This is a genomic window from Nocardioides sp. GCM10030259 (assembly GCF_042666375.1).
Taxonomy (GTDB): domain Bacteria; phylum Actinomycetota; class Actinomycetes; order Propionibacteriales; family Nocardioidaceae; genus Nocardioides.
Genome location: NZ_JBHTDF010000025.1, coordinates 707,938 through 722,854, shown reverse-complemented (window position 1 = coordinate 722,854; position 14,917 = coordinate 707,938). Strand labels below are relative to the sequence as shown.

General features: G+C 71.8%; 14 protein-coding genes. All 14 read left to right on the top strand.

Annotated features, from left to right (window positions below; translation table 11 throughout):
* The first annotated feature begins 104 nt into the window (after positions 1-104).
* The gene (locus ACFQQI_RS22905; RefSeq protein ID WP_378568916.1) at positions 105-1,301 is read left to right on the top strand and encodes a CaiB/BaiF CoA transferase family protein; all 1,197 of its coding nucleotides are present in this window, start codon (positions 105-107) and stop codon (positions 1,299-1,301) included.
* 74 nt (positions 1,302-1,375) lie between these two features.
* On the top strand, positions 1,376-2,392 hold the full coding sequence (locus tag ACFQQI_RS22900; RefSeq protein ID WP_378568915.1) for a LacI family DNA-binding transcriptional regulator: 1,017 nt from the start codon (positions 1,376-1,378) through the stop codon (positions 2,390-2,392).
* A 155-nt stretch (positions 2,393-2,547) separates the two neighbouring features.
* A complete protein-coding gene (locus ACFQQI_RS22895) occupies positions 2,548-3,891 on the top strand; it encodes an ABC transporter substrate-binding protein (RefSeq protein ID WP_378568914.1) in 1,344 nt (447 codons plus the stop codon).
* Positions 3,892-3,967: 76 nt separating this feature from the next.
* The gene (locus ACFQQI_RS22890) at positions 3,968-4,945 is read left to right on the top strand and encodes a carbohydrate ABC transporter permease (RefSeq protein WP_378568913.1); all 978 of its coding nucleotides are present in this window, start codon (positions 3,968-3,970) and stop codon (positions 4,943-4,945) included.
* On the top strand, positions 4,945-5,901 hold the full coding sequence (locus tag ACFQQI_RS22885; RefSeq protein WP_378568912.1) for a carbohydrate ABC transporter permease: 957 nt from the start codon (positions 4,945-4,947) through the stop codon (positions 5,899-5,901). Before ACFQQI_RS22890 ends, ACFQQI_RS22885 begins: the two co-directional genes overlap by 1 nt.
* On the top strand, positions 5,901-7,001 hold the full coding sequence (locus ACFQQI_RS22880; RefSeq protein ID WP_378568911.1) for a Gfo/Idh/MocA family protein: 1,101 nt from the start codon (positions 5,901-5,903) through the stop codon (positions 6,999-7,001). The genes ACFQQI_RS22885 and ACFQQI_RS22880 overlap by 1 nt, the downstream gene beginning before the upstream one ends.
* 48 nt (positions 7,002-7,049) lie before the next feature.
* Positions 7,050-7,913 carry a fumarylacetoacetate hydrolase family protein gene (locus tag ACFQQI_RS22875; RefSeq protein ID WP_378568910.1) on the top strand — a complete coding sequence of 288 codons (864 nt, stop codon included), beginning with the start codon at positions 7,050-7,052 and terminating at the stop codon, positions 7,911-7,913.
* Entirely contained in the window at positions 7,910-8,695 is a 786-nt protein-coding gene (locus ACFQQI_RS22870; protein ID WP_378568909.1) for an SDR family NAD(P)-dependent oxidoreductase, read from the top strand. Before ACFQQI_RS22875 ends, ACFQQI_RS22870 begins: the two co-directional genes overlap by 4 nt.
* On the top strand, positions 8,692-9,846 hold the full coding sequence (locus tag ACFQQI_RS22865) for a CaiB/BaiF CoA transferase family protein (RefSeq protein ID WP_378568908.1): 1,155 nt from the start codon (positions 8,692-8,694) through the stop codon (positions 9,844-9,846). The genes ACFQQI_RS22870 and ACFQQI_RS22865 overlap by 4 nt, the downstream gene beginning before the upstream one ends.
* Positions 9,843-10,985 (top strand): extracellular solute-binding protein, encoded by a 1,143-nt coding sequence (locus tag ACFQQI_RS22860; RefSeq protein ID WP_378568907.1) that lies wholly within the window; start codon positions 9,843-9,845, stop codon positions 10,983-10,985. The genes ACFQQI_RS22865 and ACFQQI_RS22860 overlap by 4 nt, the downstream gene beginning before the upstream one ends.
* Positions 10,982-11,434: a MaoC family dehydratase gene (locus ACFQQI_RS22855; RefSeq protein WP_378568906.1), complete on the top strand. Its 453-nt coding sequence runs from the start codon at positions 10,982-10,984 to the stop codon at positions 11,432-11,434. Before ACFQQI_RS22860 ends, ACFQQI_RS22855 begins: the two co-directional genes overlap by 4 nt.
* Positions 11,431-12,600, top strand: a complete 1,170-nt coding sequence (locus tag ACFQQI_RS22850; RefSeq protein ID WP_378568905.1) for an ABC transporter substrate-binding protein — start codon at positions 11,431-11,433, stop codon at positions 12,598-12,600. Before ACFQQI_RS22855 ends, ACFQQI_RS22850 begins: the two co-directional genes overlap by 4 nt.
* Positions 12,597-13,601, top strand: coding sequence for an aldo/keto reductase (locus ACFQQI_RS22845; RefSeq protein ID WP_378568904.1), 1,005 nt, complete (start codon positions 12,597-12,599; stop codon positions 13,599-13,601). The genes ACFQQI_RS22850 and ACFQQI_RS22845 overlap by 4 nt, the downstream gene beginning before the upstream one ends.
* On the top strand, positions 13,598-14,917 hold the full coding sequence (locus ACFQQI_RS22840) for an L-fuconate dehydratase (RefSeq protein WP_378568903.1): 1,320 nt from the start codon (positions 13,598-13,600) through the stop codon (positions 14,915-14,917). Before ACFQQI_RS22845 ends, ACFQQI_RS22840 begins: the two co-directional genes overlap by 4 nt.

Genomic DNA, 14,917 nt, shown 5'->3' with positions numbered 1-14,917 from the left:
GCGCCTCTGGTCGGCGTGCCACCAGGACGGTGTTGCCCCGGACGCGACGGGGGCCTATTGTTGCGCAAACGATTGAGCACCTGTCAAGGGTGAAGGGGGTTCTCATGCTCGACCCGCGGGACCTCCCGTTGCACGGCATGGTCGTGCTGGACTTCAGCCAGTTCCTGGCCGGCCCGGTCGCCGCGCTGCGCCTCGCCGACCTCGGCGCGCGCGTCATCAAGGTCGAGCGGCCGGTCACCGGCGAGATCGGTCGGACCCTGGCGTTCGGCGGTCGCTGGGCGGACGGCGACACACTGTCGTTCCACGCGATGAACCGCAACAAGGAGGCGGTGGTCGCCGACCTCAAGGATCCGGAGGACCTGGCCCGGGTCAAGGCGCTCGTCGCCCGCGCGGACGTGCTGATCCAGAACTTCCGCCCCGGGGTCATGGAGCGGATCGGCCTCGACCCCGCCTCGGTCCGGGAGATCAACCCGGGTCTCGTCTACGGCAGCGCCTCCGGCTACGGCGACAGCGGGCCGTGGGCCACGCGCCCCGGGCAGGACCTGCTGGCCCAGTCCGTCAGCGGCCTCCCGTGGGTGAGCGCGACCACCGAGCGCCCCGTGCCCGTGGGGCTCGCGATCGCGGACCACCTGATGAGCTGCCACCTGGCCGAGGGCATCACCGCCCTGCTGGTCCGCAAGGTGCGCACCGGGCAGGGCGGCCTGGTCGAGACGAGCCTGCTCGAAGCGATGCTCGACCTCCAGTTCGAGCTCCTCACGGCGCAGCTCAGCGACGGTGACGTCGCGACCGGACGCGGCCCGCACTCCGCGCACGCCTACCTGTCCGCGCCGTACGGAATCTACCCGACGGCGGACAAGCACCTGGCGATCGCGATGGCGCCCGTCGACCTGCTCGGCCGGCTGCTGGACAGCCCGGAGCTCGCGGCGTACGACGACCCGGCCACGTGGTGGTCGGACCGCGCGGAGATCGAGCGGCTGCTGGCGAGCGTGCTGCGCACCGCCCCGACCGAGCACTGGCTCGGTGTGCTCGACGCGGCCGACGTGTGGTGCGCTCCCGTCCTCACCCTCGACGAGCTCGTCGAGCACCCCGCCTTCGAGGCGATCGGGATGACGCAGGAGGTCGTCCGGCCGCCGCGGTCGCCGGAGGACGAGCCGGTGCGGCTGCTCACCACGCGCAGCCCCATCCGGCTGGACGGCGAGGTGCTCGCATCCGGGCGCGCCGCGCCCCGACTGGGCGCGCAGGGCGCCCTCGCGGACGGGGCCGACCCGCTCGTCGACGAGGCGGGAGGGGGCGACTCGTGACCGACCTCCGGCCCGACGCCGCGGGTGTGCAGAACGGCGCGTCCGCGCGGTCGCGCGACAGTAGGCTGCGCAGCATGGCCACCCTGGGAGACGTTGCTGCGCGCGCCGGTGTGTCCATCTCGGCGGTCTCGCGGGTGCTCAGCAACGCGCCGTCGGCGCGCGTGAGCGACGCGACCCGCGAGCGGATCTTCGAGGCCGCGCGCGAGCTGCAGTACCGGCCCAACTTCGCCGGACGCGCCCTGAAGTCGGCGCGGACCCAGGTCATCGGCCTGGTGGTCCCCGACCTCACCAACGCGCTCTTCACCGAGCTGATGCACGGCGCCGAGGACGAGGCGGCGGCGCACGACTACACCGTCCTGCTCGGACGCGCCGACGACGTGCGGCCGGGCGGCGAGGTGATCGCCCGCCTGATCGGCGAGGGCAGGGTCGACGGCATGGTCGTGCAGGTGGGCGACGGCGTCCCCCCGGCCGGGCTCGGCGAGCTCCTCGCGTCGCAGGCTCCGATCGTGCTCATCAACTCGGCCTACCCCGGCCACGTCGGATCCGTCGCGCTCGACGACGAGGCCGGAGCGCGGGTCGCGGCAGAGCACCTGATCGAGCTCGGGCACGAGCGCATCGCCTTCGCCAACGGCCTCCCGCGGTCGTACACCGCCAAGCGACGCCGGGTCGGCTACAAGAAGGCGATGGCGGACGCCGGCATTCCGGTGCTGCCCGGCTACGAGACGCGTCTCGGCTACACCGAGGGCAACGGCCGGTCGGCGCTGCACCGGCTGATGGAGCTCGAGCCGCGGCCGACCGCCGTCGTCGTGGCCAACGTCAACGCGGCCGTCGGCCTCCTCGCCGAAGCCCGGGCGATGAAGGTCCGCGTGCCCCGCGACCTCTCGGTCGTGTGCGTCCACGACTCCTGGACGGCCGAGAACACCTGGCCGCCGCTCACCGCCGTGCGCATGCAGTTCTACGCGATGGGACGCACCGCGGTGAAGCAGGTGATCGACCGGATCGAGACCGGCCGGATGGCCGACGAGGTCATCACCGACCCCTCGCCGGAGCTCGTGGTCCGCGAGTCGAGCGCCCGCATCAAGCGCCGCTGAGTCGGCGATCGTGGCGCTGATCGGGGCGCCTCGGACCGTCTCGTGAAGGCCGTCACGTCAAACGATTGACCAATTGATCAAGCAGGTCTAACGTTTGAGCAGTCGCGGACGTCACGAGCCGCGGTCGCGGGACCAAGAACCTAAGGAGCTTGTCCATGAAGTCACCCAGTGTCGGCCTTCGGAAGAAGCGCACTGCCGCCGCTGCCGCGACCGCGGCAGCGCTGTTCCTGCTGGCTGCCTGTGGAGGTGACGACGGCGGTGGTGCCTCCGCCGACACGCCGAAGCAGACCGACTCCGGCGGTGCCATCACCGTGTGGGTCGACCCGCCGCGGGTGCCGGCCGCCGAGGCGTTCGAGAAGGCGCACCCGGAGATCGACATCACGATCAACCAGATCGACGGCACCGTGGGTGGCAAGTCGCTGCAGCAGCAGTTCGCGCAGTTCAACGAGGCCGGCAAGGGCTGGCCGGACGCGATCTTCTTCCCGTCGAACGACGACATCGCCTGGGCCACCGGCGCGCAGATCAACTACGCCGCCGACCTGACGGACCAGCTGCCCGACGTCATCGAGGGCTACGAGGACGCCGTCATCGCGCCCTGCAACATCGACGGCCAGATCCGCTGCCTGCGCAACGACGCCGCGCCGGACGTGTTCTGGTACAACAAGAAGTTCTTCGACGACAACGGCTACGAGCCGCCCACCACGTGGGAGGAGTACGCCGACCTCGCGGTTCAGATCTCCGAGGAGCACCCCGACAAGATCAGCGGCTTCGTCGGCGACGCCTACGCGCCCGACCGCTACCTGTGGGCGTCGGGTTGCCCCACCAACGCCCGTCAGTCGGAGACCGAGGTGCACATCGACCTCGACGACTCGACCTGCACGCGCGCCAAGGACCTGCTCTCGACGCTCGTCGACGGCAAGGCCGTCTCGACGCTCGGCATCTTCGACGCCGATGCCGCGAAGGTCGGCAAGAACCTCGTGATGAGCCCCGGTGCAGCCTGGTGGGGTGACTACCTCTTCAACCAGACCTGGAAGATCCCGGCCGGCCAGATGACCGCGGTCGAGCCGCTGGCCTGGGAGGGCGAGAGCGAGCCCGCCACGGGCAACGAGGGTGGCGGCCTGTGGGGCGTCTCGAACCACATCACCGGCAAGCAGCTGGAGAACACGCTGACCTTCGCGAAGTTCGTCGCCACCGACCCGGCCTGGCAGGTCGAGCTCTCGACCGGTCTGCCGGCGTACGGCCCGGTCCAGGACGCGTGGGCAGCCAAGCAGGCCAAGGCCGACTACTTCGCCGACAACGACACGACGTTCGCGGCGATGAAGTCGGCGATCGGCTACGTCCAGCCGGACCACGCGTACATGCTCTACAACACCGGCAGCGTCTGGACGGAGACGATGGCCCCGGCGCTCGTCGACGGCCAGAGCATGGACGACGCCTGGTCGAAGTTCGACAGTGAGCTGAACAACCAGGCCAAGGCGATGGGCTACACGATCAAGTAGCGGAGCGCCTGACGGGCCGGGCCGCGCGATCCGCGGCCCGGCCCCGCCCCGCACGCACGAGCATGAGGAGTCGACGATGACGACCGGGCTGACCGAGGAGCGCGCCATCAGCGCGCCGCCCGCGCCGCCCCAGAAGGGCCGACGACCGCGACGCAAGGCGATGTCCCGCGGCAGCGAGGTCCGTGGCGCATGGACCCTGATGACGCCGTACATCATCCTGCTCCTGATCGGCGGCATCATCCCGGTCGGCTACGCGATCAAGACGTCGCTGCAGAAGGCGCCCACGCCGCTCGACCCGTCGACCGGCTTCGGCGGCGTCGACAGCTTCCGCACGGTGATCGAGGACTACCGCTTCGTCGACACGTTCATGAACGTGTTCGCCACGCTGCTGATCTGGCTGCCGATCATGATGCTCGGGATCGTCGGCCTGGCCCTCCTGATCCACGCCAGCCCGGGCCGATTCGGCTCGACGATGCGCTTCGTCTACTACATCCCCGGCGCGCTCGCCGGCATCGCGAACCTGGTCCTCTGGGTCTACCTGCTCAACCCGAGCCAGTCCCCGATCGAGGGCTTCTGGCACGCGCTCGGCATCGACACCATCAAGCAGGCGGTCGCGTCGCCCAACCACCTCCCCCTGATCCTCGCCGCGATGATGTTCTTCCAGGGCGTCGGCTCCTGGATCATCGTCGTCAACGGCGGCCTCAACGGGATCTCCGACGAGGTGCTCGAGGCCGCGAGCCTCGACGGCGCGAGCGCGTGGCAGCTCGCGTGGCACGTGAAGCTGCCGATCATCCGGCCCTGGGTGGGCTACGCCGCGCTGATGAACCTCGCGTACGGCTTCCAGCTCTTCCTCGAGCCCCAGCTGCTCGACCAGGTGTCGAGCAATGCGCTGCCCGACCAGTGGACGCCCACGCAGCTCGGCTACGCGTTCGCGTTCAGCAACTACAACTTCCCCGCCGCGGCCGCGATGTCGCTGATCCTCCTGGTGATCACGCTCGCGATCGGACTCCTCATCGTCTTCCGCAGCGGTCTCTTCGGCGAGGAGGAGCACTGATGGCCCAGGTCGCAGTCGAGGCGACGGCGAAGCCCGGTCGGAACGGCCGGCGCCGGGGCGTCGAGAGCTGGAGCGTCGGCCGGTTGGCCCGCGTCGTCACCATGCTCTTCGTCGCGGCGATCTTCATCTTCCCGATCGTCGGGTTCATCGCGATGGCGTTCCGGTCCAACGAGGGCGTCGACGCCGGCACCGGCGGCTTCCTCGGTCTCGGCGACGTCTCGTGGAGCAACGCCCAGTACAGCTGGTCCCAGGTGAACGGCTTCGGGCCGGACGGCGGCCTGTTCACGCGCTGGATGCTCAACTCCATCGCGGTGGCCGGTGGCGGCGCCCTGCTCGCCCTGATCGCGGCGCTGCCGGCGGGCTACGCCATGGCCCGCCTGCGGTTCCGGCTGCGCCGCGTGATCCTGCTGATCACGCTGGTCACCATGGTCATGCCGAACACGGTGCTGGTGATCCCGCTCTTCCTGGAGGTCAACGCCGTCGGCGCCGTGGGTGAGCTCTGGCCGGTGGCCCTGATCATGGGCTTCTTCCCGTTCGGCGTGTACCTCTCCTACATCCACTTCATGACCACCATGCCCCGCGAGCTGGTGGAGGCGGCCCGCATCGACGGGCTCGGCGAGGTCTCGATCTTCTGGCGGATCGGCGTACCGATCTCCAAGCAGGCAGTCGTGCTCGTCGGCTTCTTCGCGTTCGTCGCCAACTGGACCAACTTCTTCCTGCCGCTCGCGCTGCTGTCGTCCAACCAGGACAACAACACGCTGCCGATCGGCCTGCAGCAGCTCATCGGGGCGAGCCCGCTCTTCAACCCGACGGTCGCGGCCGGCCTGGACGTCAAGCTCTACATGCCGCAGCTCGCGCTCGCGACGTTCCTGTCGATGCTGCCGCTGCTGCTGGTCTTCCTGTGCGCCCAGCGCTACCTCATCCGCGGTGAGACCGTGGGGGCGGTGAAGGGCTGATGACCGGCTACGACCTGGCCGAGCTGCACCCGCACCCGGGCTACGCGCTCGCGCTGCCGGAGCGGCCGCGCCCGATCGTGCTGGTCGGCGCGGGCGGCATTGTGCGCGACGCCCATCTGCCGGCGTACGCGAAGGCGGGCTTCGAGGTCGTCAGCATCACCGACCTCCGGCCCGAGCGGGCGAAGGAGCTCGCGCGGGAGTACGGCGTCCCCGCGACCTACACCGACGTCGCCGAGGCCGTCGCCGCGGCGCCGGACGACGCGGTGTACGACGTGGCGCTCCCGCCCGAGGCGCACATCCCCGTCCTGGAGCAGCTCCCCGACGGCGCGGCCGTGCTGCTGCAGAAGCCGCTCGGCAACCACCTCGCCGACGGGGTGCGAACCCGGGAGGCCTGTCGCCGCAAGGGTCTCGTGGCCGCGGTCAACACCCAGCTCCGCTTCGCGCCGTACGTCGCGGCCGCGCGAGAGCTCATCGCCGCCGGCACGATCGGGGAGCTGTACGACCTCGAGATCCGGGTCTCGGTCAACACGCCCTGGGAGATGTTCCCCTACGTCCTCGACCTCGACCGGCTCGAGATCAACATGCACAGCATCCACTACCTCGACCTGGTGCGGTCGTTCCTCGGCGACCCCACCGGCGTCTCCGCCGTGACCGTGGAGCACCCGGCGAAGAGCCACGCCAACAGTCGCTCCGACATCGCGCTCCACTACAGCGGTCGCCCGATCCGGGTGGTGGTCTCGACCAACCACGACCACCACTTCGGTGAGCGCCACGAGGAGAGCTACATCAAGTGGGAGGGCACGAAGGGCGCGATCCGCGCCCAGATGGGCCTCCTGCTGGACTACCCGCGAGGCGGGGAGGACCGGCTCGACCTGGTCACCGACGACCGGCTCGACGAGGGCTGGCGGCCGGTGCCGTTCGAGGGATCCTGGTTCCCCGACGCGTTCATCGGGTCGATGAGCGTCCTCCAGCGCCACCTCGAGGGATCCATCCCGTCGCTCCCGACCTCCGTCGAGGACGTCTTCCGCACGATGGCGGTCGTCGAGGCGGCGTACCGGTCGGCCAGCACCGGCGGTGAGCCTCCGCCGTACGACGACTGAGACCTGCAGCAGCACCCTGAACCACGCACCAGCCTGGAAGGAACACCGATGAGAATCGCCCGCCTCGGGCCCGCGGGAGCCGAGATCCCCACCGTCGTCGTGGACGGCACCCACTTCGACCTGCGCCCCGTCCTGGACGGACCGGACGTCGACGCGGCCTTCTTCGCGGGGGGCGGGCTCGCGAAGGTGGCCGACGCCGTCGCCGCCGGATCCCTCGAGGAGCTCCCCGGGGCGGCCGACCTGCGGGTCGGCGCGCCGGTCGCGCGGCCGGGCAAGGTCGTCTGCATCGGGCTCAACTACCGCGACCACGCGGCCGAGACGGGTGCCGCGATCCCGGAGGAGCCGGTCGTCTTCATGAAGGACCCGAGCACCGTCGTGGGCCCCTTCGACACGGTGCTCGTGCCGATCGGCTCGACCAAGACCGACTGGGAGGTCGAGCTCGGTGTCGTGATCGGCTCGACGGCGCGCTACCTGGAGTCGCCGGAGCAGGCGCGCGCACACGTCGCCGGCTACGTGCTGTCCCACGACGTCTCCGAGCGGGAGTTCCAGCTCGAGCGGGGCGGCCAGTGGGACAAGGGCAAGAGCTGCGAGACCTTCAACCCGCTCGGCCCTGAGCTCGTGACGGCCGACGAGGTCGCCGACCCGCAGGACCTGCGGCTGTCGCTCTCGGTGAACGGCGTGAAGCGGCAGGACGGCACCACGGCCGACATGGTCTTCGGCGTCGACCACGTGATCTGGTACCTGAGCCAGTTCATGGTCCTCGAGCCCGGTGACGTCATCAACACCGGCACCCCCGCCGGCGTGGCCCTCGGCCTGCCCGACGCGCCGTACCTGCGGGCCGGCGACGTCGTCGAGCTGGAGATCACCGGCCTCGGCCGGGCCCGCCAGACCTTCGAGCAGGCGACGCGATGACGCGCGGACCCGAGTACGACGGGCTGGTCGCGGTCGTCACGGGCGGTGCGGCCGGCATCGGCCTCGCGATCGCCGAGGAGCTCGCGGCCCGCGGCGCACAGGTCGCCGCGCTCGACCTCCACCTCGACGACCTCCCCGACCACCTCGTGGGCGTCCCCTGCGACGTGACCGACCGCGAGTCCGTGGACGTGGCGGTCGCGACCGTCGTCAACCGGCTCGGCGGGATCGACGTGCTCGTCAACAACGCCGGCATCAGCGCGGTCGGCACCGTCGAGGACCTCAGCGACGACGACTGGCACCGCGTGCTCGACGTCAACGTCGTCGGCGCGGCCCGGACCTCGGCCGCCGCGCTGCCGCACCTGCGTGCTTCCGACCACGCGGCCATCGTCAACCTCTGCTCGATCGGCGCCCTCAACGGACTCCCGCAGCGCGTGGCCTACAACGCCTCCAAGGGTGCGGTCCTGGCGCTGACCTACGCCATGGCGACCGACCACGTCGCGGACGGCGTCCGCGTCAACTGCGTGTCGCCCGGCACCGTGCACACGGGCTTCGTCGACCGGATGCTCGCGAAGTTCCCTGACCCCGCGACGGAGAAGGCTGCGCTCGACGCCCGCCAGGCGACCGGGCGGATGGTCACCCCGCAGGAGGTCGCCGACGCGGTCGCCTACCTCGCCAGCCCGCGCTCGGGCTCCACCACGGGTACGGCGCTCGAGGTCGACGGCGGCGTCACCCACCTGCGCGTGCGCTCCGTCCAGACCGCCGAGACGGGAGCGGGACAGTGAGCGACCTTCCGCTCGAGGGCGTCACCGTCCTCGACTTCAGCCAGTTCCTCGCCGGGCCGGTGGCCGCCATGCGGCTCGCGGACCTCGGCGCCAGGGTCGTCAAGGTCGAGCGCCCCGGCGGCGGCGACCTGGGCCGCCAGCTCGCCTTCGGCGGCCGGATGGCCGGGGACTCCTCGATGTCCTTCCACGCGATGAACCGCAACAAGGAGAGCATCTCCGCCGACCTGAAGGACCCGGCGGACCTAGCGATGGTGCGCGACCTGGTGGCTCGGGCCGACGTCGTCATCCAGAACTTCCGTCCGGGGGTGATGGAGCGGATCGGCCTCGACTACGCGTCGGTGCGCGAGCTCAACCCCGCGATCGTCTACGGCAGCGTGAGCGGCTACGGCGACAGCGGGCCGTTCAAGGACCGCCCCGGCCAGGACCTGCTCGCCCAGTCGATCGCCGGCCTGCCCTGGCTCAACGGCTCGCACGACGACCCGCCGGTGCCCGTCGGGCTCGCCGTCGCCGACCACCTCGCGAGCTGCCACCTCGCCCAGGGCATCACCGCGCTCCTGGTCCGCCGCTTCCGCACGGGGCAGGGCGGGCTCGCGCAGACCAGCCTCTTCGAGGCGCTGCTCGACCTGCAGTTCGAGCTGCTCACCGCGCGCCTCAACGACCCGACCTTGGCCGTGCAGCGCAAGGGCCCCCGGTCCGCGCACGCGTTCCTCCCCGCGCCGTACGGGATCTACCCGTGCAAGGACGGCTACCTCGCGATCGCGATGAACCCGGTCCCGACCATCGGCCGGCTCCTCGACCTGCACACGCTGTCCTCGATGACTGACCCGAGTGCCTGGTGGGAGCGCCAGGAGGAGATCGAGGAGCTGATCACCGAGCGCCTCCGCACCGGCACGCGCGACGAGTGGCTCGCGGTGCTCGACGCCGAGGACGTCTGGTGCGCTCCGGTCCTGACCCTCGAGGAGCTCGTCGAGCACGACGGCTTCCGCGCGATCGACATGACCCAGGAGATCGCCCGCGACGGCCTCCGCCTGACGACGACCCGCAGCCCCATCCGCATCGACGGACAGGTGCTGACCAGCCCGCGGCCGGCGCCGCGGCTCGGTGAGCACGACGCGAGCTTCCGTCCCGACACGGTGGAGGAGTGGGCATGACCGTCCTTCGCGGAATCACGTGGGAGCACCCGCGCGGCTACGACTGCCAGGTCGCGGCGGCGAAGGAGTACGCGCTCCTCACGGGCGTCGAGGTCCAGTGGGAGCTCCGCTCGCTCCAGGCCTTCGCCGACGCGCCGCTGGACGACCTGACCGCGCGCTACGACCTGCTGGTCATCGACCACCCGCACGTGCCGCTCGCCGCGGCGGAGGGCCTGCTGGCTCCCCTCGACGGCGCCGGGTACGACGACCAGCTCGCCGCCCTCGCCGCCGACTCGGTCGGGCCGAGCCACGCGACGTACGCGCACGCCGGCCACCAGTACGGCCTCGCGACCGACTCGGCCACCCAGGTCGCCGTGCACCGGCCGGACCTGCTGCCGACGCCGCCGTCGGGCTGGGACGAGGTGCTCGCGCTGGCCGGCGAGGGCCGCGTGCTGTGGCCGGCGAAGCCCGTCGACTCCTGGTCGAGCCTGTGCACGATCGCCGCCAACCTCGGCACCCCGGTCAACGCCCGGCCGGGCGAGTTCCTCAGCGCCGCCGAGGCCGCGCCCGTGCTCGACCTGCTGCACCGCCTCACCGAGCGAGTGCCGGCGTGGTGCCTCGACGCCAATCCGATCGAGGTCGCCGAGGCGCTGGCGGCGGGTGTCGACGAGGGCTGGGCGTACGCACCGCTGCTCTACGGCTACACGAACTACTCCCGCGCCGGCTTCCGGCCGCACCGGCTCCGGTACGTCGACATGCCGGCCGGCCCGCGCGGCGTCGCCGGCTCGCAGCTGGGTGGCGCCGGGGTCGCCGTGTCCGCCCGCGCCTCCGACGTCGACGCGGCCCGGGCCTACGCCCTCTGGGTGGCCTCGCCCGAGGTCCAGTCCGGCGTCTACTACGACGCCGGCGGCCAGCCCGGCTACGGCGCCTCGTGGGAGGACGAGCGGCTCAACGCCGACTCGTGGGACTTCTTCAGCGGGACCCGGAGGACGCTCGAGGGGGCCTGGGTCCGGCCGCGGACCGCCGGCTTCATCGAGTTCCAGGACACCGTCTCGCCGTGGGTCACCGCGACCCTGCGCGGCGAGCTCACCGACGACGAGCTGGTACGTCGGGCCGGCGACCTCGCCGCCCGGCTGCTGGTCGAGGAGGACCACGCATGAGGACCGAGGACCGCTGGTTCGAGGACTACGAGATCGGCGAGAGCCGCACCTCGGTCGGGCGGACGATCACCGAGGCCGACATCGTGCTGCACGCGGGCCAGACCGGTGACTTCTTCCCGCACCACATGGACGCCGAGTGGATGAAGACCCAGCCCGCCGGGCAGCGGATCGCGCACGGCACCCTGGTCCTCTCCGTGGCTGTCGGCATGACCGCGGGCGACATCAACCCGCAGTCGATGTCCTACGGCTACGACAAGATCCGGTTCATCAAGCCGGTGTTCATCGGCGACACGATCACCGTCACCGCCGCGATCACGGAGAAGTCCGACCACAAGCGGATGGCCGACACCCACGGCTACGTCCACGAGCTCGTCACGGTCACCAACCAGCGCGACGAGACCGTGCTGGTCCTCACGCACCTCTACCTCACCAACAAGAGGGGCGGATGAACGAGCCCGCCCCGATCCGTCTCTGGGGCCGTGAGTTCGACGGCTTCCGGAGGGCGGTGGCCGCGCACGCCGATGCGTGGCCGGGTGGCGTCGTCGAGGCCAGGTGGTTCGGGCTGCCCGAGCTCCAGGGCGCCGTCCTCGGGCCCGCCGTCCCGGACGCCGACGTGCTCGTGGTGCCGGCCGACTGGTTGCCGGCGCTCGCCGCGGCGGGACGGATCCGGCCGCTGACGGAGCACGTCGCCACCGCTCCGCCGGAGGACTGGCCGGACGCGTGGGCGCCGTCCTTCCACGAGGGCGTCACCTGGGGCAGCGACGTCTACGGCCTGCCCTTCCACGACGGGCCCCAGCTGCTGTTCACCCGGCCGTCGCTGCTGGCCTCCCACGACCTCACCGCGCCGGACACCTGGTCCGAGCTCCTCGCGCAAGCCGCGATCCTCCACACTCCCGACGGGCGCGCGGGCACTGTGCTCGCCGGCGCGCCCGACGGGCACAACAACGTCTACGACCTCGCGCTGCACCTGTGGCGCCTCGGCGGCGACCTCGTCGACGCCGACGGACGGGTGGTCGTCGACACCGCGCCGATGCGCGAGGCGCTGGCCTTCCTGCGCGGCGTCGCCACGACGGTCGTGCCCGCCGACGCGCACGACCTGGACAGCAACGGCAGCGGGTTCGCCTTCGCCGACGGCCGGGTCGGCGTCGCGGTCAACTGGGCCGGCTACGCCGCTCTTGCCGCGGCCGGTGCCGTGGCCGGCGACTACGCGTGCGCGGTGGCGCCGACGCACGACGACGGCACGCCGACGACCACCGTCAACGCGTTCTGGGTCGCCTGCCTGACCAGCGACTGCCCGGACCCCGACCGTGCGTGGGACTACCTGCGGCACGCCGCGTCCGCGTCGATGGACCTCGAGACCACGCGCGCCGGGGCCTCCGGTTCACGGCGTACGACGTGGGCGGACGCCGCGGTGCTCGCCCAGGCGCCCGAGCACGCCCTCTTCGAGGCCGCCCACGCGCACTCGCGCCCCCTGCCCCGGATCGCCGAGCTGCCGCAGGTCGTCGACGTCCTGAGCGAGCTCGTCGACGCGGTGGTCTGGCGCGGCGAGGCCATCGACACCGCGCTCGCGGTCGCGGACCGCGGGGTCTCCGACCTCCTGGAGGTCCGGCGATGATCCCCGACCGCACGGCGCGCGGAGTCCGGGTGACCGAGCTCGGGCTCGGCGGCGCCCAGTTCGGCAACCTCCACCGCGAGGTGTCCGACGAGACCGCCGCCGCCACGCTCGCGACGGCGTGGGACGCCGGCATCCGCTACTTCGACACCGCGCCCCACTACGGCCTCGGCCTGTCCGAGCGCCGCCTCGGCGCCCTCCTGCGGGAGCGGCCGCGCGACGAGCTCGTGCTCTCCACCAAGGTGGGCCGGCTGCTCGTCCCCAACCCGGACGGGGCCGGCCGGATGGACGACGAGGGCTTCGCGGTGCCGGCCACGACCCGGCGCCAGTGGGACCTGAGCCGCGCCGGCATCCGGCGCTCGATCGAGGAGAGCCTCGACCGACTCGGCCTGGAGCGCATCGACATCGCCTACCTGCACGACCCCGAGGATCGCTGGGAGCAGGCGCTCCACGAGGCGGTGCCGGCGCTGGTCGAGCTCCGCGACGAGGGCGTCGTCCGCGCGGTCGGAGCGGGCATGAACCTCGCCGGCCACCTGACCCAGCTGGTCCGAGAGCACGACGTCGACATCGTCATGTGCGCAGGCCGCTACACGCTCCTCGAGCAGGCCGACGAGCTGCTCGACGCCGCGCTCGAGCGCGGGGTCGGCGTCGCCGTCGCCGGGGTCTACAACTCCGGCCTGCTCGCTCGGCCGCGCCCCGGGCCCACTCCGCTCTACAACTACGTGCCGGCCCCCGCCGAGCTCGTCGCCCGCGTCCACGCGATCGCGGACGTGTGCGAGGCACACGGCGTCACCCTCCCCGAGGCCGCCGTCGCCTTCCCGCTGCGCCACCCCGCGGTCGTCTCCGTGGTCGTCGGTGCGGCGGGTCCCGGACAGGTCGCCGACGCGGTCGACCGCTACCGACGTCCGGTCCCTGACGCGCTCTGGGACGACCTCGCCACGGCGGGTCTCCTCTCCGAGCACGCCGCCCGCCCCCACCACGCCCCGAGCCAGGAGCTGCCATGACCCGCATCACCGCCGTCGACGTCACCGACGTCCGCTTCCCGACCTCCCTCTCGATGGACGGGTCCGACGCCATGAACAAGGACGGCGACTACTCGGCGACGTACGTCGTGCTGCGCACCGACGACCCGGAGCTCGCCGGATACGGGTTCACCTTCACCATCGGGCGCGGCAACGACATCTGCACCCTCGCCGCGCAGCGCCGCGCAGAGCCCCTGGTCGGCCGCGCGGTCGCCGACCTGGTCGGCGACCTCGGCGGCACCTACCGCGAGCTCGCGTCCGACTCGCAGCTGCGCTGGCTCGGCCCCGACAAGGGCGTCGAGCACCTGGCGATGGCCGCGGTCATGAACGCGGTGTGGGACCTCGCGGCGCGCGCCGCCGGCAAGCCGCTGTGGCGCCTGCTCGTCGACATGGACCCCGAGGAGCTCGTGGACACGCTCGACCTCAGCTACCTCAGCGACGCCCTCACCCGTGACGAGGCGATCGCGATGCTGGCCGAGACGATCCCGAGCCGGCCCGAGCGCATCGCCGACCTCGAGCGCACCGGCTACCCGTGCTACACGACCTCGGCCGGCTGGCTGGGCTACTCGGACGACAAGCTGCGCCGGCTGGCCGCGGAGGCCGTCGCCGACGGCTACCGGCACATCAAGCTGAAGGTCGGCGCCGACCTCGACGACGACATCCGGCGCTGCTCGATCGCCCGCGAGGTCATCGGATGGGACGCGCACCTGATGATCGACGCCAACCAGGTCTGGGACGTGCCCGAGGCGATCGAGTGGGTCAAGGCGCTCGCGCAGTTCAAGCCACTGTGGATCGAGGAGCCGACCAGCCCCGACGACGTGCTCGGGCACGCGGCGGTGCGGAGGGCCGTGGCTCCCATCGGGGTCGCCACCGGTGAGCACGGCATGAACCGGGTGCTCTTCAAGCAGCTCTTCCAGGCCGAGGCGATCGACTTCTGCCAGCTCGACTCCGCCCGCCTCGCGTCGATCAACGAGATCGTCCCGGTCTACCTGATGGCGAAGAAGTTCGGCGTACCAGTCTGCCCGCACGCGGGCGGGGTGGGGCTCTGCGAGCTCGTCCAGCACCTGTCGGCCTTCGACTACGTCGCGGTCTCGGCCACCACCGAGGACCGGGTCACCGAGTTCGTCGACCACCTGCACGAGCACTTCGCCGACCCGTGCATCGTGGAGAACGGCGCCTACGTGCTCCCCTCGCAGCCGGGCTACAGCGCACAGATGCACGACGCGTCGGTCGCGGAGTACGCCTACCCCGACGGTTCCTACTGGGCGACGCGGCACCCCCGACCCGCCGCCGTGTGA

Excerpts from the sequence above, each read along its gene's own strand:
- ACFQQI_RS22905 (WP_378568916.1), top strand. The coding sequence starts at position 105 with ATGCTCGACCCGCGGGACCTCCCGTTGCACGGCATGGTCGTGCTGGAC.
- ACFQQI_RS22900 (WP_378568915.1), top strand. The coding sequence starts at position 1,376 with ATGGCCACCCTGGGAGACGTTGCTGCGCGCGCCGGTGTGTCCATCTCG.
- ACFQQI_RS22895 (WP_378568914.1), top strand. The coding sequence starts at position 2,548 with ATGAAGTCACCCAGTGTCGGCCTTCGGAAGAAGCGCACTGCCGCCGCT.
- ACFQQI_RS22890 (WP_378568913.1), top strand. The coding sequence starts at position 3,968 with ATGACGACCGGGCTGACCGAGGAGCGCGCCATCAGCGCGCCGCCCGCG.
- ACFQQI_RS22885 (WP_378568912.1), top strand. The coding sequence starts at position 4,945 with ATGGCCCAGGTCGCAGTCGAGGCGACGGCGAAGCCCGGTCGGAACGGC.
- ACFQQI_RS22880 (WP_378568911.1), top strand. The coding sequence starts at position 5,901 with ATGACCGGCTACGACCTGGCCGAGCTGCACCCGCACCCGGGCTACGCG.
- ACFQQI_RS22875 (WP_378568910.1), top strand. The coding sequence starts at position 7,050 with ATGAGAATCGCCCGCCTCGGGCCCGCGGGAGCCGAGATCCCCACCGTC.
- ACFQQI_RS22870 (WP_378568909.1), top strand. The coding sequence starts at position 7,910 with ATGACGCGCGGACCCGAGTACGACGGGCTGGTCGCGGTCGTCACGGGC.
- ACFQQI_RS22860 (WP_378568907.1), top strand. The coding sequence starts at position 9,843 with ATGACCGTCCTTCGCGGAATCACGTGGGAGCACCCGCGCGGCTACGAC.
- ACFQQI_RS22855 (WP_378568906.1), top strand. The coding sequence starts at position 10,982 with ATGAGGACCGAGGACCGCTGGTTCGAGGACTACGAGATCGGCGAGAGC.
- ACFQQI_RS22850 (WP_378568905.1), top strand. The coding sequence starts at position 11,431 with ATGAACGAGCCCGCCCCGATCCGTCTCTGGGGCCGTGAGTTCGACGGC.
- ACFQQI_RS22845 (WP_378568904.1), top strand. The coding sequence starts at position 12,597 with ATGATCCCCGACCGCACGGCGCGCGGAGTCCGGGTGACCGAGCTCGGG.
- ACFQQI_RS22840 (WP_378568903.1), top strand. The coding sequence starts at position 13,598 with ATGACCCGCATCACCGCCGTCGACGTCACCGACGTCCGCTTCCCGACC.